Genomic DNA, 18,453 nt, shown 5'->3' with positions numbered 1-18,453 from the left:
CGCGGCTCAGGCCGCGACGGCGGAGACCGGCTTCACGTCGAAACCGTAGGTCTTGTCGAGGCCGAGCTCCGAGACGATGCGCAGACCGCGGGCGAGATGATCGGCCGCGAGCCCGGTGAGCGGCTTGCGCAGATCGCCGGCCGGCAGGCCGACCGCCTTCATCAGCGACTTCACGGCAACCGGGTTGATGGCCGAGTAGGTGAAGTGCAGCAGCGGCAGCATGCGCAGATAGGTCTCGCGGAAGTTCGTCGCGTCCGTGTAGTCCTTCCACGGCGTCGAGATGGTCGCGATCTCGCGCGGCGCGAGGTTGCCGGTCATGTTGGCGGTGCCGTGGCCGCCGAGGCTCATGGTCGGCACCACGAGGCCGAGATTGGGGCTGTCGCAGCACATCACCGAGACGTCCGGGCGGCCGGCCAGCACCTGCGCGACCTGGCCGACGCGGCCGGTCGACTCCTTGTGCACCACGTAGTTCGGATGCTTGAAGATGCGCAGCAGATGATCCCAGTGCAGATCGCTCTTCACCCGCGGCGGGTTGTTGTAGATGCCGAGCGGCAGGTCGGTGGCGTCGGCGACCTCGAGGAAGAAGCGCTCGATGTCGTCCTCGGGCGCGCAGATATAGGCCGGCGCCGCCAGGATCGCGCCGTCGGCGCCGCTGTCCTTGGCGAACTTCACCATCGCGATCGTCGACTCGGTGTTGTTGCCCGTGCAGCCGAAGAAGATCGGCATCTTCGCCGTCTTCATCTTCGCCGTCTCGACGATGATCTGCTTCTTCTCCTCGAGCGACAGCATCGAGGTCTCGCCGGTCGAGCCCATGATCAGGATCGCGGCCGTGCCGTTGTCCTCGTGGAACTTGAGGAGCGTGCGGAACGCCGCGAAGTCGACGGTGCCGTCCTTGTTGAACGGGGTGATCAGCGCCACGAAGGAACCGGCGAGCTTGGTCTTGGCCATTTGGGTCTCCGCGAAGAAGCGAGTTGGCGGTGGTTTCACACCGGCGCGGCGTCGCGCGCAAGGGAGGGCGGGTCGAAAGCCCGGATCGGCGGCAATGCGCCGACGAATTTCTCCACCTCGACGAGCGTGGATTGAGCGCTCGACCCCTGCGTGAGGCGGGACGTGCCGATGTCCGGGGTCAGCACGTTGGGGTTGCCGTGGACGTCGAGACCGTCGCCCGAGGGCGACGGATCGAACCAGGCGCCGGTCGGCATCACGGCGACGTTCGCGGCGAGGCCGGAATCGATCACCACGCCGGCGAGGCAGGCGCCGCGCGCGTTGAAGACGCGCACGATGTCGCCGTCGCGCAACCCGCGGGCGGCCGCGTCGTCGGGCGCCAGCCGGATCGCCTCGCGGCCGAGGATCTTTCCGGCGACCGAGACCGGCCCCGGATCGGTCTGGCTGTGCAGGCGGCGCACCGGCTGGTTGGTGAGGAGATGCAGCGGGAAGCGCTGGGCCTCAGTGGCGCCGAGCCATTCGGCCGGCGGCAGCCAAGCCGGATGCGGCGGCGCGTCGTCGTAGCCGAACCGCTGCACCACGTCGGACGTGATCTCGATCTTGCCGGACGGCGTTCCGAGGCGATGCGCGACCGGGTCGGCGCGGAACTCCTCCATCAGCACGTAGTCGCGCTCGGGTGCCGGCAGCTCGATCACCCCTTCGGCCCAGAACTGCTGGAACGAGGGCAGATCGATGCCCTTTTTCGCGGCGCCATCGCGGATGCCCTGATAGACGAGGCGGCACCACGCCATTTCGTCGCGCCCCTGCGTGAACGCTTCGGCGTAGCCGAGCCTTTCGGCCAGCGCCGCGAAGATGTCGATGTCGTTCTTCGCCTCGCCCACCGGTGCGATCGCCTTGTGCATGGCGAACACGAACGGGTCGCGCGAGGTGCCGCCGACGTCGTTGCGCTCGAGCGTCGTCGTCGCCGGCAGCACGATGTCGGCGTGACGCGCCGTCGGCGTCCACCAGCTCTCGTGCACGATCACGGTCTCGGGCTTCTGGAAGGCGCGCTGCAGCCGGTTCAGATCCTGATGATGATGGAACGGATTGCCGCCCGCCCAGTAGACGAGGCGGATGTCCGGATAGGTGAGCCGCTCGCCGTTGAACTCGTAGGTGCCGCCGGGATCGAGCAGCATGTCGGCGATGCGGGCGACCGGAATCGCGCACTTCGCCGGGTTCGGCGGCGGCGGGATCTCGGGTCCCGGCAGCGACAGGCGCGGCAGGCCCGGGCCGTGGATCGAGCCGTGACCGAAACCGAAGCCCTGCCCCGGCAGGCCGATGCCGCCCAGCATGGCGGCGAGCGTGATCAGCGCCCAATAGGGCTGCTCGCCGTGATGGGCGCGCTGCAGCGACCAGGTCGCCGTCATGTAGGTCGGCACGTCGGCGGCACGGCGCGCCAGCTCGCGGATCTTTTGCGCCGGCACGCCGCAGATTTCTTCCGCCCACTCCGGCGTCTTCGCCGTGCCGTCGGTCTTGCCCACCAGATAATCGGCGAAGCGATCGAAGCCGGCGCAGTAGCGCTCCAGGAACGTCGTGTCGTGGCGGCCTTCGGACAGGAGCACATGCGCCATGCCGAGCATCAGCACGACGTCGGTGTTGGGCCGGATCGGGATCCACTCGGCGTCGAGGAACTCCGGCGCGTCGGCATTCACGGGGCTGACGTTGACGAACCCGACCCCGGCCGCGCGGGCGCGGCGCAGCCAGGTCTCGGTGTCGTGCGCGCCGACGCCGCCGGAGCCGACTTGGCTGTTCTTCAGCGCGAGGCCGCCGAAAGCGATCATCAGCTTGGCGTTGGAAATCACGCTCGGCCAGTCGGTGGCGCGGCCCGTCACCGGCTGGAAGGTGCCGAGGATGTGCGGCAGCAGCGTCTGGGCGGCGCCGAACGAGTAGTTGGCGATCTGATCGACGAAGCCGCCGCCGAGCGCGAGGAACCGCCGCACCAGCGTGCGGGCGTGATGCACGCGCCCCGCCGACGACCAGCCGTAGGAGCCGCCGAACACAGCGGTCGGTCCGTGCGCGGCGTGCACCCGCGTCAGCTCGCCGGCGACGAGGTCGAGCGCCTCGTCCCAGGAGATCTCACGAAAAGCGTCGTGGCCGGTGCGCGGCTTCCCCTCGCGCCATCCCTCGCGCACCGCCGGCCGCGTGATGCGCAGCGGCGAGTGCACCATTGCGGGCAGCGCCGCCAGCATGGGCGACGGCGCCGGATCGCGTGGGAAGGGCGTGCAGCCGACGAGACGGCCGTTCTCGACCGTCGCCGTGAAGGCGCCCCAGTGGCAGAGCGATGGAAAGCGTCGGGAGGCGGGTGCGGGGGTCATGTCTCGACTGTGAACCGGGCTCCGACGCTAGGCAACCAGGGCTGCGCTCTTCGCGAGTGCGAAGTCGACGGCCGCATCGGCGTGCAGGAAGGTCGAATCGAACACCGGCAGGTCGGTGTCGTCCTGGCCGATCAGGAGGCCGATCTCGGTGCAGCCGAGGATCACGGCGTCGGCGCCACGGTCCTTGCCGCGCGCGATCACGGCCCGATAGGCCTCGCGTGAAGAGTCCTTCACGACGCCGCAGCACAGCTCACCGAAGATCACGTCGTGCACCATGCTGCGCTCGTCCGAAGTCTCCGGCACGATCGCCTCGATGCCGAAGCGGTTGCGCAGGCGGGCGCGATAGAACTCCTCCTCCATGGTGAAGCGGGTGGCCAGCAGCAGCGGCTTCTTGATGCGCTGGTCCTTCAGCGGCGCCGCCGTGGCGTCGACGATGTGGAGGAGCGGCACCGAGACGGCGCGCTGCACCTCGTCGGCGAGCTTGTGCATGGTGTTGGTGCAGATCAGCAGGCAGCCGGCGCCGGCCTTCTCGAGATCACGGCCGATGCCGGCGAGAACGGCGGCGGCCTGCGTCCAGTCGCCGGCGCGCTGCAGGGCGACGATGCCGTCGAAGTCGACCGAGCGCATCAGCACGTCGGCCGAGTGCAGCCCGCCGAGGCGCTCGCGCACCTGCTCGTTGATCCGCCGGTAGTACACCGCGGTGCTCTCCCAGCTCATGCCTCCGATCAGCCCGATGGTGCGCACACCCGCCTCCTCGCATTGCGTATGACGGAGCGAGTCTAGGCGGCAACGGGCGCATTCGGTTCGCAAAGTGATGCGTCGGGATAGCCCAGACCGGCAATGGCATATTGCAGTTTACGTGCTAAAAGAAATCAGTTTCCAAGTTTAAGGCTGCCAGCGAAATAGGCATTCCATGGATCGAATCGACCAGAAAATACTCGATCTCCTGCAGGGCGACGCCACGCTGCCGATCGCCGAGGTGGCCGAGCAGGTCGGCCTGTCGACGGCGCCGTGCTGGCGGCGCATCAAGAAGCTGGAGGACGACGGGGTCATTCAACGCCGGGTCGCGCTGGTCGATCGCCGCAAGGTGAACGTGCCGATGACGCTGTTCGTATCGGTGCGCACCACCCGCCACGCGCTCGAATGGGTGGACGACTTCCGCCGGATGATCGCCGACATCCCGGAGATCGTCGAGGTGTGGCGGCTCACCGGCGACGTCGACTATCTGCTGCGCATCGTGGTGCCCGACATCGACGCCTACGACGCCGTCTACAAGCGGATGATCGACCGCGTCGAGCTCGCCGACGTCTCCTCCGCCATCGCCATGGAGGAGCTGAAATACACCACCGCCGTGCCGACCGGCTACATCGCCAAGACGCGCGGGTGAGGCTGTCTCGTCCGTGCCCCGGACAAGGCGCATCAGGCTGCAGGCCTGATGCGCCGCAGAGCCGGGGCCCAGGGGCTAGGAGGGACAGCGGCACGCCAGGCCGGCATGGCGAGCGCCGTGCCGGATCGCCCCTGGGTCCCGGCTCACGGCGTGTCGCGCCGCGCCCGGGACACGAGGCTGTCGATCGCATCATGCGCGCGCCGCTTGGCAGCGGCGTCACGGCGCCGCTATATTCGCCGCGCTACAGCATCAAGGGCGCGCCGCCGTCACGGCACGCGCGACGGACGGGCGTGATGGCGACGACAGCGAGCAGCGCAGGCCCCCGGACGACAGATCACACGGCGCGCGCGCGGCCATGATGGACCTCACCCCGGAGGAGATCACGGCGGTCCATCTCTCGCTGCGCATCGCCGTCGTCGCGACCCTCGCCAGCCTGCCGCTCGGCATCGTCGTCGCCTATGCGCTGGCGCGCTGGCGGTTTCCCGGCAAGGTGCTGGTCGACGGCTTCGTGCATCTGCCCCTGGTGCTGCCGCCCGTGGTCACCGGCTACGTGCTGCTCCTGCTGTTCGGCCGGCGTGGCCCGATCGGCGCCTTTTTGGCGGAGAATTTCGGCATCGTCTTCTCGTTCCGCTGGACCGGCGCGGCGCTCGCCTGCGCCGTGATGGGCTTTCCGCTGATGGTGCGGGCGATCCGCCTGTCGATCGAGGCGATCGACCAGCGGCTGGAGAACGCCGCCGGCACGCTCGGCGCCGGCCGGGTCTGGACCTTCGTGCTGGTGACGCTGCCGCTCGCCCTGCCGGGCGTGATCGTCGGCTCGATCCTGTGCTTCGCCAAGGCGCTCGGCGAGTTCGGCGCGACCATCACGTTCGTCTCCAACATCCCGGGCGAGACGCAGACGATCTCGGCGGCGATCTACAGCCTGACCCAGACGCCGACGGGCGACGCCGCAGCGCTCCGCCTCACCATCGTGTCGATCGTCATCGCGCTCGTCGCCCTGATCCTCTCCGAGGTGGTGCAGCGCCTCGCCAACCGCAAGCTGGCGCAGTTCTGATGATCCGGGTCCACGTCAAGAAGACGCTCGGCGCGTTCGATCTCGACATCGCCTTCGAGAGTGACGGTGGCGTCGTCGCGCTCTTCGGGCCGTCGGGCTCCGGCAAGAGCGCGACCATCGGGCTGATCGCCGGCCTGATGCGGCCCGACCACGGCACGATCGCGCTCGACGGTCGTGCGCTGGTCGATACGGCGAGCCGCACCTTCGTGCCGGCGCATCGGCGCCGCATCGGCCTGGTGTTCCAGGACGCGCAGCTCTTCCCGCATCTCAGCGTGAAGCACAATCTCATGTTCGGCCGCTGGTTCGCCCCGCAGGCCGAGCGCCGCGTCGCCCTCGATCCGGTGGTCGAGACGCTCGGCATCGGCCATCTGCTCGACCGGCGGCCCGGCCGTCTGTCGGGCGGCGAGAAGCAGCGCGTCGCCATCGGCCGGGCGCTGGTCTCCTCGCCCCGCCTTCTGTTGATGGACGAGCCGCTCGCCGCGCTCGACGCCGAGCGCAAGCAGGAGATCCTGCCGCTGATCGAGCGGCTGCGCGACGAGTTCCGCATCCCGATCGTCTACGTCTCGCACGCGGTCGAGGAGGTGGCGCGGCTCGCCGCCCGCGTCGTCGTGCTGGCGCACGGCCGCGTCGCCGCGGCCGGCAGCGTCGAGGACGTGTTCGGCGACGGCGCCGCACAGGCCGGCGAGAGTCGTTTCCGCCGCGCCTCCTTCGTCACCGCCCGGGTCAGCGGCTTCGACGAGACCTGGGGCCTCGCCGAGATCGCCCATCCGGCCGGCACCATCTGGCTGGCCGGCCGGGCCGGCCCGCCGGGTCGGGATTGCCGGGTCGTGATCAGGGCGACCGACGTGACGCTCGCGACCGAACGGCCGACCGGATCGAGCGTCCGGACCGTGCTGCACGGCCTCGTGGCGCGCATCGATACCGACAAGGGGCCGCTCGCCACCGTCACGGTCGAGCTCGACGGCCACGGCCATGTGCTCGCCTCGGCCACCCGCAAGGCGCTGGCCGAGCTCGGGCTCGCGCCGGGCCGGCCGGTGTTTGCGCTGATCAAGACGGTGGCGCTCGACGAGCAGTCGGTCGCGCTCGGCCCCCTCTCCGCTCCGGCTTGAAGACCCGAGCCTCGATACAGGTCCTGCGCACGCCCTTGTGATCCGGCGCACGAACCGGACGTCCCGCTCGCGCGACCAAACGAGGCGCAGCGGCCGATCCCCGGCGACCGCGCGACGATGTGTCGACCGGAACGCCGAGCGACGATCCGCATTGATCCGGTACGCACGGGCAGGCAGGCGAGCACCGCCGGTCCCGTGGGGCAACGCGCAGGAGCTGATCATGCACCTCTTGACCACGAAGACGGCCGCGGCCCTCGCTCTCGCGGGCGCCCTCGCCGTGACCTCCACGGCCGCCGAGGCCCGCAAGGGCCGCTTTCTCGCCGCCACCGGCGTCGGGATCGCCGCCGGCGCCATCATCGGCGCCGCCGCGGCGAGCGCGAACCGCGGCTATTACCGCAGCGGATACTACGGCGGCGGCTACTATGGCGGCGGCTACTATGGCGGCCCCGGCTACGCCTATGCGCCCGGATACGCCTACGGCCCGACCTACACGTATTCGTCGTGGGGCTCGCAGGGCTACGGCTACGCGCCCGCCTATTCCGGATACGCCTACGCCCCCGGTTACGACGGCTACGCCTATGCGCCCGGTTACCGCTCGGTCGGCTGGGGCGGCGGCTGGGGCAACAGCTGGGGCTGGGGCCGCAGCAACTGCCCGGTGCGCGGCGCCTATCGGGCCGACTACAGCCAGTGCTGATCTGCGATCGTCATCGGAGCGCAGGAGCGAATCTGAAAGGCGGGCGAAAGCCCGCCTTTTCTTTCACGTCGAGGACGCCGCGACGTCGAGCCGACGCGCCGCCGCGGCGCTATTCGGCCTTGATGCCGGCGTCGCGGATCACCTTCGACCACTTGGTCTCCTCGCGGTCGATGTCGGCGGCGTACTCTTCGGGCGAGCTCGGCAGCACCTCGGCGCCCTCGTGGGCGAGGCGCTTCTTCAGGTCGTCGGAGGCGAGCGCCGTGCGCAGCGCCTTGTTGAGCGCATCGACGATCGCGCGCGGCGTGCCGGCCGGCGCGAGCAGGCCGTAGCGCAGCACCACCTCGTAGCCGGGCAATCCCGTCTCCGACACGGTCGGCACGCTGGGCATCAGGGACGAGCGTTGCGCGCTCGTCACCGCGAGGGCCTTCAGGCTGCCGCTCTGCACCATGGCGTGCACGGCCGGGATGGGCGTGAACGACATCTTGATGTGGCCGCCGATCAGGTCGTTGAGCACCGGACCGGAGCCGCGATACGGCACGTGGGTGAGCTTCGCGCCCGACATGGCGACGAACAGCTCGCCGGCGATGTGCGTCACGGTGCCGACGCCGGCGGAGCCGTAAGCGATTTGGCCGGGCTTCTCCTTGGCGCGTGCGACCAGAGCGCCGGCTGATGCGATATCGAAGCTCGGATGCACGACCAGAACGGCCGGCGCGGTGCCGATCATGCCGATCGGGGCGAAGTCCTTGCGCGGATCGAAACCGGCGGCCGGATAGAGGCTCGGGCCGATCGCGATCGTGCCCGAATAGCCGAACAGCAGCGTGTAGCCGTCCGGTGCTGCACGGGTGAACGCGCGCGCCGCGACGGTGCCGCCGGCGCCGCCGCGATTGTCGACGACGATCTGCTGGCCGAGCACCTCGCCCATCTTGTCGGCGACGAGCCGGCCGACGATGCTGGTCGAGCCGCCCGGCGGGAACGGCACCACCAGCGTGATCGGGCGGTTCGGATAATCCTGCGGCTGGGCCGCGGCGATCGGCGGTGCAACGAGGCACGCGAGACCGGCCATGACAACGCCGAGGCAGGCGCGGCCGGCGGCACGGCGCGTCATCGTGCGCCGAGACGCAATGCGACTGTCGGTCGACTGACTGTTGGTCGACATGGGACCCTCCTGGACTGCGTTTCGCTCCATCACGCGCAGCCGCCCCGTTGTTCGGCCTGCCGGTGGCAGGCCTTGGGGTTCTGATCAGAGCTGCGTCGTGCCGTCGTCTCCGCGCGGGTTCGCAATTCCGCCGGAGGTGTCGTCGTTCGGCCGGGTCACACCGAAGCCGGCGCGTGAAGGGCTACCGCCCTCACCCGCCGAGACGGCGGCCGTCCCGAGCGGACTCGAGGCAGCACCGCGCCGATCTGCGGGCGAGGGCGGTCGAAGGCCGGTCCGACCGCCGAGCGTCCAGCCTTCGTTCGTCTGTTCACGTGCCCCGGAGTGTTCGTCAGCGCATCGCCGACGCGCGCGCCCCCGCGCTGTCGCCCGCGATGCGGCCGAACACCGAGCCGGCCATCAGGCCGGTGCCGCCCGGATAGTTGAAATAGAACAGCCCGCCGACCAGCTCACCGGCGGCGCACAGGCCCGGAATGACGCGCCCGTCGGTGTCGATCACCTGCGCGGCCGTGTCGACCTTCAGGCCGCCGAACGTGAAGGTGATGCCGCAGGTCACCGCGAAGGCCTCGAACGGCGGCGTGTCGATCGTGTTGGCCCAGTTGGTCTTGTTCACGGCGAGGCCGCGCGTGCCGCGGCCGTCCTTGACGTTCGGATCGAACGGCACGTCGGTCATCACGGCGGCGTTGTACGCCTTGATGGTCGCCAGCGCCTTGTCGGCGTTCACGTCCTCGAGCTTCTGCACCAGCTCCTCGAGCGTGTCGGCCCGCACCTTCGTCACCTGCTTGATGCGGTACTCGTCGCGCAGCATCGGGATGATCTTGGCGTCGAACACCTGCCAGGCGAACTGGCCCGGCTGCATCAGGATCACGCGGCCGTACTTCGCGTAGGTGTAGTTGCGGAAGTCGGCGCCCTCGTCGACGAAGCGCTCACCGTTCGCGTTGAGCATGATGCCCCACGGATAGGAGTGCTTCTGGAAATTGTCGCCGACCGCGAGGTCGCCGAACTCCGGCGCGTTGCGGTCCCAGCCGACCGCGTGCGAGCCCGACCAGTTGCCGGTCGCCATCGCGCCGACCTTCAGGGCCATCTCGATCCCGTCGCCGGTGTTGAAGCGGGTGCCGCGGATCTTCGCGAGCTCCCAGGTCGGCCCGAGATAGCGGGTGCGCCATTCGGTGTTGGCCTGAAAGCCGCCGGCGGCGAGCACCACGGCCTTCGCCGCGATCTCGCGGGTCTTGCCCTGGTGGCGGACCCGCACGCCCTTGACGCCGTCGTCGTCGGCGATCAGCGCGGTCGCGCGCGCCTCGTAGACGACCTGGATGCCGGTCTTGCGGGCCGCCGTGGTCAGCGCCTCGACCAGCCCCGGCCCGCCGCCCCAGGCCTCGACCGTCAGGCCGCCCCAGAACTTGAAGCGGCCGTCGACCTTGTAGGCCTGGCGACCGTAGATCGGCGCGAACCGCACCCCCTTGCCGCGCATCCACAGCATCGTCTCGCGGCTCCGCGTCACCAGCAGCTCGCATAGGTCCGGGTCGGTCCGGTACTCGGTGACCCGGCCCATGTCGTCGAAGAACTTGTCGGCCGTGTAGGTGCCGAAGTCGGTGACCGCGACCTCCTGGTCGGTGAGATCGGGCATCAGCGCCCGCAGGTCGTCGACGCCGTCGTAGACGCAGCGGAAGGCGCCCGCCGTGAAGCGCGAGTTGCCCCCGGCCTCGTCCTCCGGGGCGCGTTCCAGCACCAGCACCGAGACGCCCTTCTCGGCCGCCGCCAGCGCCGCGCAGAACGCCGCGTTGCCGCCGCCCACCACCACCACGTCCACGCTGGACGGCAACTCGCTCATCGCTCCGCTCCTCGCTCGGACCCGCCCTTCACCGGGCTCGACGCTATCGAATCCGATCGTATACTATAGAATACGAAAGGACGCCGTCGTCAACCGGCATGCGCGATGCTGGAATGGCGGCAGGCGAGTCGCGGCAGACGACCCGCGTGGAGGTGGACGGTGGCGCGAACCAAGGCGGCAGCAGGCCGAGACGGGCAGCCGGAGGGCAAAGGCGCGGACTCGGGCGCGGCCGGTCCATCGCGCCCGGTGCTGGACCGCACCGCTCTCGACCGCGGTTCCGCGCCGCTCGGCGAAGCCGTGTTCCGGGCGCTGTGTGGCGCGCTGCGCGACGGCCTCTACCGGCCCGGCGATCGGATCGTCGAGGACGAGGTCGCCGAGAAGCTCGCGGTCAGCCGCACGCCGGTGCGCGAGGCGCTCGGCCGGCTGCTCGCCAAGGGGCTGGTCGAGCATGCCGGCGGCCGCGGGCTCGTGGTGCGCCGGCCCGACGCCGGCGAGGTGCTCGAGCTCTACGCCATGCGGGAGATTCTCGAAGGCGCCGGCGCCCGCCTCGCCGCCACCCAGGCGACCGCGCCGGAGATCGACATGCTGCGGGATCTGGCCGAGAGCTTCGCCGCGGCGACCGACGACGCGGGCAAGATGGCGCGGCTCAACCGCGCGCTGCACGAGACCATCGTGCGGGCGGCCCGCAACCGCTTCCTCGACGCGGCGTTGCGCGAGATGCAGGACGCCATCGCGGTGTTGGGGCCGACGACGTTCAGCGTCGGCGGCCGGCCGGAGGTCGCGATCGCCGAGCATGGCGCGATCGTCGCCGCCATCGCGGCACGCGATCCCGACGCCGCCGAGCAGGCCGCCCGCGCCCACATCCGCGAGGCGCTGCGCGCCCGCCTCAAGCTGATGCAGGCGGCCGGCTAGACGCGCGCGTCGCCGTCTCCGGACGATGCGGCACGATTCGCGATCGGCTTCTCACGATCAGCTCTGGCGAAGCTTCGCGAGCCTGCGGATCAGCGCCCGGGTCTGGGCGATGGTGTCCCGGCTCTTGGAGATTTGCTCCCGGTGCGTTTCGCAGGCGCGATCGGAACTGGACACGCGCTCGGCCGCACCGTCGATCAGCACGCGCGATTCGGTGCAGGCGGCCGCCGACGTGCTGCGCATCGCGACCTGACGCGCCTGCCGGGTGCTGGGCTTGAAGCGCGACAAGGCCTTGGCGACCGCCGCTCGCGAGGCGAACACCACCGGGACGATCGCTCGCGGGGATGAATCGTCGGGGATCGGATCGTTCCGGACCGAGTGGCTCGCGACGGATGCCGGTCGGTCGGATGTCGGTCGGTCGGAGGTCGGGTCGCCGAGAGAAATGGTGGCGTCCGAGGCCCCATTGTCGTCGAGACCGCGGTGCCCACCGCGGGTCCGGTCGTCCATGGCCGTGCTCCGTTCCACCGAACGGGCGGGAGCACAAGCATCTCTCAGCCATCGGCGCCCAGGAGTCGTGGCCGATGATCGAGTTCAACAGCCGGGGACCGGAATGGTTCCGTCGGAGAACAAATAAAAACCGGCTGTTCCCCTGCTACCGCACCTCCCTGTCGGCCGGCGCCGGGTGCAGGACCGGAACGTATTCTGGATCTGCCGCTTCTCCGAAGGTCGGCACCGGGCCGGCAGGTCGGGAGACGGGTGGATGACGGTCGCGCTGGTAACGGGCTCGGGCGGCTTGGTCGGCAGCGAATCGGTTCTCCACTTCGGCGGCCTCTTCGACCGGGTGGTCGGCATCGACAACGACATGCGCGCCACGCTGTTCGGCGCCGAGGCGTCGACCCGCTGGCTGTCGGCGCAGCTGTCGGAACGTCTGAGAAACTACCGTCACCACGACGTCGACATCCGTGACGAGACCGCGATCGACCGCATCTTCGCGACTCACGGCCGCGCCTTGACCCTGATCGTCCACACCGCCGCGCAGCCGTCGCACGACTGGGCGGCCCGCGATCCGCGCGCCGACTTCACCATCAACGCCAACGGCACGCTGGTGCTGCTCGAGGCGATGCGCAAGCACGCGCCCGACGCCGTGTTCATCTTCACCTCGACCAACAAGGTCTACGGCGACACGCCGAACCGGCTGCCGCTGATCGAGGCCGAGACGCGCTTCGAGGTCGACCCGTCGCATCCCTTCGCGGCGCACGGCATCGACGAGAGCATGACACTCGACCAGTCGACCCACAGCCTGTTCGGCGCCTCGAAGGTCGCGGCCGACGTGCTCGTGCAGGAATACGGCCGCTATTTCGGGCTGAAGACCGCCGTGCTCCGCGGCGGCTGCCTCACCGGCCCGAACCATTCCGGCACGCAGCTCCACGGCTTCCTCGCCTATCTGATGAAATGCACGCTGAGCGGCCGGCCCTACACGGTGTTCGGCCACAAGGCGAAGCAGGTGCGCGACAACATCCACTCGGCCGATCTGATCGCGGCGTTCGACGCGGTGTGGCGCGATCCGCCCAGCGGCGAGGTGTTCAACATCGGGGGCGGCCGCGCCGCGAACTGCTCGATGCTGGAGGCGATCGCGCTGTGCGAGGAGATCGCCGGACGGCGCCTCGCCTGGCGCTACGCGCCGGAGGCCCGGATCGGCGACCATGTCTGGTACGTCAGCGACCTGCGCCGCTTCCAGGCGCGCTATCCGGGCTGGGCCATCAGGCACGACATCCGCCGGACCCTGCAGGACATCCACGACGGCCTGTTGGCCCGCGAGGAGACGGCGCGGCTGGCGGTCTGACCGCGCGACCGGGCGCGACGCCGGCCGCCCGGCCGCCCGAACGACAGCCGGAATCCTTTGATTTCAGCGCGTTACGTGGCTTTAACGCGAGCTGTGCCAAGCTGTCCGGGCCGGACGATGCCGGCTCGACCTCGGACGCCGTCATGCTCGCAGTCCCTGCCGATGCTTCCGATCGCCGCGACGACCCCGGTCTCGCGGCCGCTGTCGCGATGCCGCTGGTGGTCGACCTCGACGGCACGCTGCTGCTCGGCGACACGCTGTTCGAGTGCTTCAGCGCGGTGCTGTTCCGCAGTCCGCGCGCCGCCGCGACGGCGCTGCTCGGCCTGCGCGACCGCGCCGCCTTCAAACGGACGCTCGCCGCCCACGCCATCCTGGAGCTCGCCGACATGCCGTGGCGGGACGAGCTCGTCGCGCTCCTGCGCACCGAGCGGGCGCGCGGCCGCGCCGTGCATCTCGTCACGGCCGCCGACCAGGCGGTCGCGGACGGCGTCGCCGCGGCGCTCGGCCTGTTCGACAGCGCCACCGGCAGCGACGGCGTGCGCAACCTGAAGGGCCTGGCGAAGCTCGCCCATCTGCGCGAGCGCTTCCCCGACGGGTTCCTCTACGCCGGCGACAGCCCGGCCGACCTGCCGCTGTTCGCCGCCGCCGCCGGCGCGGTGCTGTGCGACGTGTCCCGGCGCGTCGCCGCCGAGGTCGAGCGCTGCGGCACGCCGGTGCTCGCCACCCTGTCGCGGCCGCGGCCCGGCGTCCGTGTCTGGCTCGCGGCGATGCGGGTCCACCAGTGGTCCAAGAACATCCTGCTGTTCGTGCCGCTGTTCGTCGGCCACGTGTTCGACGACCCGCACAAGGTCGCGACCGCGATCGCCGGTTTCCTGGTGCTGTCGCTCATGGTGTCCGGCACCTATCTGCTCAACGACATCTCCGACCTCGCCGCCGACCGCAGGCATCCGACCAAGCGGCGCCGGCCGTTCGCGAGCGGCGCGCTGCCGCTGTCGCTCGGCCTCGTCGCGGCACCCGTGATGATCGCGGCCGCGCTGGTCGCCGGCGCCCTCCTGTCGCCCGCCTTCGCGCTGCTGCTGCTGCTCTATCTCGCGCTGACGACCGCCTACTCGCTGGTGTTGAAGCGCGAGCCGCTCACCGACGTGTTCGTCATCGGCGGCCTGTTCACGTTGCGGGTCGCCATGGGAGCGGCCGTGCTCGGCATCGTCCAGTCGCCCTGGCTCCTCTCCTTCGCGCTCGCCTTCTTCGTGTCGCTCGCGCTCGCCAAGCGCCACGCCGAGGTGATCCGCGCCTACCGGGCCGACACGAACGAGATCGCCGGCCGCGGCTATCGCGGCGACGACTGGCCGCTGACGCTCGCCTTCGGGGTCGGCGCCGGCCTGTTCTCGCTGGTGATCATGCTGCTCTATCTCGCGAACGACGCGGCCCCGTCCGGCTTCTACCGGCACACCGTCTGGCTCTATGCCGTGCCGGTGCTGATGGCGCTGTGGCTGCAGCGCATCTGGCTCATCGCCCAGCGCGGCGAGCTCGCCGACGATCCCGTGGTGTTCGCCCTCCAGGATCCGCGCAGCCTGGTGCTCGGCGCGATCGTCGGCTCCGCCTTCTTCGGGGCGATCTGAAAACGTCGTGTCGCATTCGGGCGGCGACCGCGAGCACTGTTCCGCCTCCCTCCTCATGGTGAGGAGCGATCCGAAGGATCGCGTCTCGAACCATGTGGGCACCATCGCGGCGACCGTCGGGGCCGCCCTCGCCCTTCGAGACGCAAACCTTCGGTTTGCTCCTCAGGGTGAGGACGGAAACGCGCCGTTGGTCGGCGCTCCGCGTCTCACTCGCGCCGATACACGTCCTCGATCCGGACGATGTCGTCCTCGCCCAGATAGCTGCCGGTCTGCACCTCGATCAGCTCGAGCGGGATCTTGCCCGGATTGGCGAGGCGGTGGACCGTGCCGATCGGGATGAAGATCGACTGGTTCTCGTGCACGATCGACGTAGTGTCGCCGGTCGTCACCTCGGCGGTGCCGCGCACCACCACCCAGTGCTCGGCCCGGTGATAGTGCCGCTGCAGCGAGAGCTGGGCGCCCGGCGACACGACGATGCGCTTTACCTGATAACGTTCGCCGCGGTCGAGCGAGTCGTAATGACCCCACGGGCGATGGCACAGCCGGTGCGCCGTCGCCTCGCCGCGGCCCTGCTGCTTGAGCGCCGCGACCGCGCCTTTCACGTCCTCGGCGCGCGAGCGCGGCAGCACCAGCACGGCGTCCGGCGTGGTGACGATGACGAGATCCTTGACGCCGAGCGCCACGGTCAGCCGGTCCTCGGCATGGATGACGCAGTCCTGCGTCTCGAAGGTCGCGGCCGGCCCCGAGACCACGTTGCCGGCGGCGTCGCGCTCGGCGATGTCGAACACGGCGTCCCACGAGCCGATGTCGGACCAGCGGAAGCGCCCCTCGATCACGGCGGTGCGGTCGGTGCGCTCCATCACGGCGTAGTCGATCGACTTCTGCGGCGCCGCCCCGAAGGCCTCGGCATCGAGCCGCACGAAGCCGAGATCGAGCGAGGCCTGGTCGACCGCGGCGACCACGGCGCGCGCCATCTCGGGCTCGAAGCGGGCGAGCTCGGAGAGCAGGGTCTCGGCGCCGAACAGGAAGTTGCCCGAGTTCCACAGATAGCCGTCGGCGACGTAGCGGGCGGCCGTGGCGGCGTCCGGCTTCTCGACGAAGGCGGCGACCTTGGCGACGCCCGCGATGCCGAGGCTCTCGCCGCGGCGGATGTAGCCGTAGCTGGTCTTCGGCGACGCGGGCAGGATGCCGAACGTGACGATGTTCCCCGCGACGGCGGCCTCGAGGCCCGCCGCGCAGGTCGCCTCGAACACGTCCTGATCGAGAATCACGTGATCGGCCGCGATCGCCAGCACCACGGCACCAGGATCGCGGCTGCGGGCGAGCGCCGCGCCGGCCGCGATCGCCGGCCCCGAGTCGCGCCGCAGCGGCTCCAGCACGACGGTCGCATCGATCCCCAGCGCTTCGGCCTGGGTCTTGGCGAAGAAGCGGAAGTCGTTCGCCGTCATGACGATCGGCGGCGCGAACAGGTCCGGATTGGAGNCCGGATTGGAGACCCGCGCCAGCGCCTGCTGGTAGGTCGAGCGATCGCCGACCAGCGGCAGGAACTGCTTCGGCATCGCGTCGCGCGACACCGGCCAGAGCCGCGTGCCGGAGCCGCCGGCGAGCAGGAGGGGGACGATTCTCGGACGAGCCATGGACAGATCCGTTTGAAAATCCTGGCCCAATCCCGGTTTCTCGCTTTCCACTGTTGCCTTACCTGCTTCGAGCAGTGGAAGCGAGCCCCCGCGAGGGCCACTGAACGCGAGAGCCGCCGAGAGCTTGCTTTAGCCGCTTTTCGGAAGAGCCGAAACCCCGTCAATCTTGCCGGATTGGATACGGTCTCCCACTTGACACGCGAAGCTTGTATTTCGGCTGTTCTGAAACGCGCATAAATGACAGAAGCGCTGGACTGGCCGACCCATGCCTCGTAAGAAGGCTGCTCAATGAGCGTTATGTCGGAGATTCCGGCGTTAGAGGACACTACATGAAGCGTGCGCTAGTTACCGGCGTCACCGGCCAGGATGGGGCGTATCTGTCTCAGTTCTTGCTCAACAAGGGTTACGACGTTTACGGGCTGGTGCGCCGCAGCAGCGCCTCCGATGTGATGGACGAGAAGCTGCGCTGGCTCGGTGTTGCCGACCGCATCACCATGATTGACGGCAATCTCATCGACCTCTCGTCACTTATGCGAGTGATGCGCGACGTGAAGCCGGACGAGGTCTACAATCTCGGCGCCCAGTCCTTCGTGAAGTCGTCGTGGAACCAGCCGCTGCTCACCGGCAATGTCACCGGAGTCGGCGCCGCCAACGTGCTGGAGGCGGTTCGTCTCGAAGCCCCGCAGGCTCGCTTCTACCAGGCCTCGTCTTCTGAGATGTTCGGGCTCGTCCAGGAGCCGGTGCAGTCCGAGACGACGCCGTTCTATCCGCGCTCTCCCTATGCGGCCGCCAAGCTCTACGCCCACTGGATGACGGTGAACTACCGCGAGAGCTTCGGCCTGCACGCCTCAAGCGGCATCCTATTCAATCACGAGTCGCCGCTGCGCGGGATCGAGTTTGTCACCCGCAAGATCACCGACGGCGTCGCCCGCATCAAGCTCGGGCTGCAGACGCAGCTCGCGCTGGGCAATCTCGACGCCAAGCGCGACTGGGGCCATGCGCGCGACTACGTCAAGGCGATGTGGCTGATGCTGCAGCAGGACACGCCGGGCGATTACGTCGTGGCGACGGGCCGCACTGCCTCGGTGCGGGACTTCTGTCGGCTCGCCTTCGCACATGCCGGGCTCGCTCTGGAGGATCACGTCGTCACCGATCCGCGCTTCCTACGGCCGGCCGAGGTGGACATGCTGCTCGGGAACCCGGGGAAGGCGAAGGAGCGGCTCGGCTGGGCGGCCGAGACCGACCTCGAAGGCTTGGTGGCGGAGATGGTGGACGCCGACCTTGCGCGGCTTTCCCGTTCCGCGCAAAGAAACTAAGAAATATAATTGGATAGTATCGCGCTGACCTCCGCCGGTTGATGCGGCGGCTTGTTTTCTGCTGCGGTCTATCTTCGGTCCGCCTTTTATAGTGCTGATAGGCTAATAATATTTTACAACAGGCAGTTCTGCCCATAGAGCAACACCGTGTTTCGACCAAGACGCCGAACTCGGGTTAACGACGGTTTCGGGGTTGCGGGAAGTCTGATTCGATTGCGGGCCTAACGACGCCGCGGCGGCGTGGCGGATCGTCGACTGGTATCGGCGGCGCTGGACCATCGAGCAGCTGTTCCGCCTGATGAAGACGCAAGGGCGGCTGCGCCTCGAGGACAGCCAGATCGAGACCGCCGACCGCCTGCTCAAGCTCGCCGCCGTCGCCACCAAGGCGGCCGCCGTCACGCTCGCCCTCCTGCAGGCCCGCGACGGCATCGGGTGCCGAGCCGGCCGGCACCGCGTTCACGGTCCACGAGCTCGACGTGCTCGACGCCCTCGATGCCGCCTATCGCGGCAGGACCGCACTGCAGAGAAACTCGCACCCACGCCGCAGTCTCGCCTGGGCCGCTGGATCATCGCACGGCTGGGCGGATGGGACGGCTACCCGTCCT

At 69.5% G+C, this 18,453-nt stretch carries 15 protein-coding genes and 2 pseudogenes; 9 read left to right on the top strand and 8 right to left on the bottom strand.

Annotation, left to right across the window (positions count from 1 at the left end):
- Positions 1-6 precede the first annotated feature (6 nt).
- The 3 genes from CCR97_RS20830 to CCR97_RS20820 are packed head-to-tail and all read right to left on the bottom strand — an operon-like array spanning position 7 to position 4,043.
- A complete protein-coding gene (locus CCR97_RS20830) occupies positions 7-948 on the bottom strand; it encodes a 4-hydroxy-tetrahydrodipicolinate synthase family protein (RefSeq protein WP_111355326.1) in 942 nt (313 codons plus the stop codon).
- A gap of 35 nt (positions 949-983) precedes the next feature.
- The gene (locus CCR97_RS20825) at positions 984-3,299 is read right to left on the bottom strand and encodes a molybdopterin-dependent oxidoreductase (protein ID WP_111355325.1); all 2,316 of its coding nucleotides are present in this window, start codon (positions 3,297-3,299) and stop codon (positions 984-986) included.
- Positions 3,300-3,326: 27 nt separating this feature from the next.
- On the bottom strand, positions 3,327-4,043 hold the full coding sequence (locus tag CCR97_RS20820) for an aspartate/glutamate racemase family protein (protein WP_111355324.1): 717 nt from the start codon (positions 4,041-4,043) through the stop codon (positions 3,327-3,329).
- A 169-nt stretch (positions 4,044-4,212) separates the two neighbouring features.
- Between CCR97_RS20820 and CCR97_RS20815 the strand changes: the two genes are divergently transcribed.
- The 4 genes from CCR97_RS20815 to CCR97_RS20800 all read left to right on the top strand — a co-directional run bounded on the left by CCR97_RS20815 (position 4,213) and on the right by CCR97_RS20800 (position 7,540).
- The gene (locus CCR97_RS20815; RefSeq protein ID WP_111355323.1) at positions 4,213-4,686 is read left to right on the top strand and encodes an Lrp/AsnC family transcriptional regulator; all 474 of its coding nucleotides are present in this window, start codon (positions 4,213-4,215) and stop codon (positions 4,684-4,686) included.
- Between the two features lie 355 nt (positions 4,687-5,041).
- Positions 5,042-5,737, top strand: coding sequence for a molybdate ABC transporter permease subunit (modB, locus tag CCR97_RS20810; RefSeq protein WP_111355322.1), 696 nt, complete (start codon positions 5,042-5,044; stop codon positions 5,735-5,737).
- On the top strand, positions 5,737-6,846 hold the full coding sequence (gene modC, locus CCR97_RS20805; RefSeq protein WP_111355321.1) for a molybdenum ABC transporter ATP-binding protein: 1,110 nt from the start codon (positions 5,737-5,739) through the stop codon (positions 6,844-6,846). The genes modB and modC overlap by 1 nt, the downstream gene beginning before the upstream one ends.
- Before the next feature lie 220 nt (positions 6,847-7,066).
- Positions 7,067-7,540, top strand: a complete 474-nt coding sequence (locus CCR97_RS20800) for a hypothetical protein (RefSeq protein ID WP_244670586.1) — start codon at positions 7,067-7,069, stop codon at positions 7,538-7,540.
- 109 nt (positions 7,541-7,649) lie between these two features.
- On the opposite strand, the gene CCR97_RS20795 is transcribed toward CCR97_RS20800, so the two are convergent.
- Both CCR97_RS20795 and tcuA read right to left on the bottom strand, forming a co-directional pair.
- Complete coding sequence (locus tag CCR97_RS20795) at positions 7,650-8,696, bottom strand: Bug family tripartite tricarboxylate transporter substrate binding protein (RefSeq protein WP_170145661.1); 1,047 nt, start codon at positions 8,694-8,696, stop codon at positions 7,650-7,652.
- A 328-nt stretch (positions 8,697-9,024) separates the two neighbouring features.
- Positions 9,025-10,524 (bottom strand): FAD-dependent tricarballylate dehydrogenase TcuA, encoded by a 1,500-nt coding sequence (tcuA, locus tag CCR97_RS20790; protein ID WP_111355319.1) that lies wholly within the window; start codon positions 10,522-10,524, stop codon positions 9,025-9,027.
- A 246-nt stretch (positions 10,525-10,770) separates the two neighbouring features.
- Here tcuA and CCR97_RS20785 point away from each other — a divergent pair, with 246 nt between their 5' ends.
- Positions 10,771-11,436 carry a GntR family transcriptional regulator gene (locus CCR97_RS20785; RefSeq protein ID WP_245428686.1) on the top strand — a complete coding sequence of 222 codons (666 nt, stop codon included), beginning with the start codon at positions 10,771-10,773 and terminating at the stop codon, positions 11,434-11,436.
- Positions 11,437-11,493: 57 nt separating this feature from the next.
- On the opposite strand, the gene CCR97_RS20780 is transcribed toward CCR97_RS20785, so the two are convergent.
- A complete protein-coding gene (locus CCR97_RS20780) occupies positions 11,494-11,940 on the bottom strand; it encodes a hypothetical protein (RefSeq protein WP_111355317.1) in 447 nt (148 codons plus the stop codon).
- Between the two features lie 253 nt (positions 11,941-12,193).
- Here CCR97_RS20780 and CCR97_RS20775 point away from each other — a divergent pair, with 253 nt between their 5' ends.
- The gene (locus CCR97_RS20775) at positions 12,194-13,276 is read left to right on the top strand and encodes an NAD-dependent epimerase/dehydratase family protein (RefSeq protein ID WP_111355316.1); all 1,083 of its coding nucleotides are present in this window, start codon (positions 12,194-12,196) and stop codon (positions 13,274-13,276) included.
- A gap of 143 nt (positions 13,277-13,419) precedes the next feature.
- Positions 13,420-14,895 (top strand): UbiA family prenyltransferase, encoded by a 1,476-nt coding sequence (locus CCR97_RS20770; RefSeq protein WP_111355315.1) that lies wholly within the window; start codon positions 13,420-13,422, stop codon positions 14,893-14,895.
- 206 nt (positions 14,896-15,101) lie between these two features.
- On the opposite strand, the pseudogene CCR97_RS20765 reads toward CCR97_RS20770, so the two are convergent.
- A pseudogene (locus CCR97_RS20765) lies at positions 15,102-16,377 on the bottom strand (mannose-1-phosphate guanylyltransferase/mannose-6-phosphate isomerase); the annotation flags it as partial.
- Between the two features lies 1 nt (position 16,378).
- Positions 16,379-16,532: sugar phosphate nucleotidyltransferase (locus CCR97_RS31850; RefSeq protein ID WP_244670587.1), on the bottom strand; the 154-nt coding region annotated here is incomplete at its 3' end.
- Between the two features lie 329 nt (positions 16,533-16,861).
- Between CCR97_RS31850 and gmd the strand changes: the two genes are divergently transcribed.
- The gene (gene gmd / locus CCR97_RS20760; protein WP_111358945.1) at positions 16,862-17,848 is read left to right on the top strand and encodes a GDP-mannose 4,6-dehydratase; all 987 of its coding nucleotides are present in this window, start codon (positions 16,862-16,864) and stop codon (positions 17,846-17,848) included.
- Between the two features lie 298 nt (positions 17,849-18,146).
- Positions 18,147-18,453, top strand: a pseudogene (locus tag CCR97_RS31400) (IS4 family transposase); the annotation flags it as partial.

The organism is Rhodoplanes elegans (genome assembly GCF_016653355.1).
Classification (GTDB): Bacteria; Pseudomonadota; Alphaproteobacteria; order Rhizobiales; family Xanthobacteraceae; genus Rhodoplanes; species Rhodoplanes elegans.
Note: the sequence above shows the minus strand (reverse complement) of the source record. Positions and strands in the feature narration are given on the sequence as shown.

Excerpts from the sequence above, each read along its gene's own strand:
- CCR97_RS20830 (WP_111355326.1), bottom strand. The coding sequence starts at position 948 with ATGGCCAAGACCAAGCTCGCCGGTTCCTTCGTGGCGCTGATCACCCCG.
- CCR97_RS20825 (WP_111355325.1), bottom strand. The coding sequence starts at position 3,299 with ATGACCCCCGCACCCGCCTCCCGACGCTTTCCATCGCTCTGCCACTGG.
- CCR97_RS20815 (WP_111355323.1), top strand. The coding sequence starts at position 4,213 with ATGGATCGAATCGACCAGAAAATACTCGATCTCCTGCAGGGCGACGCC.
- modB (WP_111355322.1), top strand. The coding sequence starts at position 5,042 with ATGATGGACCTCACCCCGGAGGAGATCACGGCGGTCCATCTCTCGCTG.
- modC (WP_111355321.1), top strand. The coding sequence starts at position 5,737 with ATGATCCGGGTCCACGTCAAGAAGACGCTCGGCGCGTTCGATCTCGAC.
- CCR97_RS20800 (WP_244670586.1), top strand. The coding sequence starts at position 7,067 with ATGCACCTCTTGACCACGAAGACGGCCGCGGCCCTCGCTCTCGCGGGC.
- CCR97_RS20795 (WP_170145661.1), bottom strand. The coding sequence starts at position 8,696 with ATGTCGACCAACAGTCAGTCGACCGACAGTCGCATTGCGTCTCGGCGC.
- tcuA (WP_111355319.1), bottom strand. The coding sequence starts at position 10,524 with ATGAGCGAGTTGCCGTCCAGCGTGGACGTGGTGGTGGTGGGCGGCGGC.
- CCR97_RS20780 (WP_111355317.1), bottom strand. The coding sequence starts at position 11,940 with ATGGACGACCGGACCCGCGGTGGGCACCGCGGTCTCGACGACAATGGG.
- CCR97_RS20775 (WP_111355316.1), top strand. The coding sequence starts at position 12,194 with ATGACGGTCGCGCTGGTAACGGGCTCGGGCGGCTTGGTCGGCAGCGAA.
- CCR97_RS20770 (WP_111355315.1), top strand. The coding sequence starts at position 13,420 with ATGCTCGCAGTCCCTGCCGATGCTTCCGATCGCCGCGACGACCCCGGT.
- gmd (WP_111358945.1), top strand. The coding sequence starts at position 16,862 with ATGAAGCGTGCGCTAGTTACCGGCGTCACCGGCCAGGATGGGGCGTAT.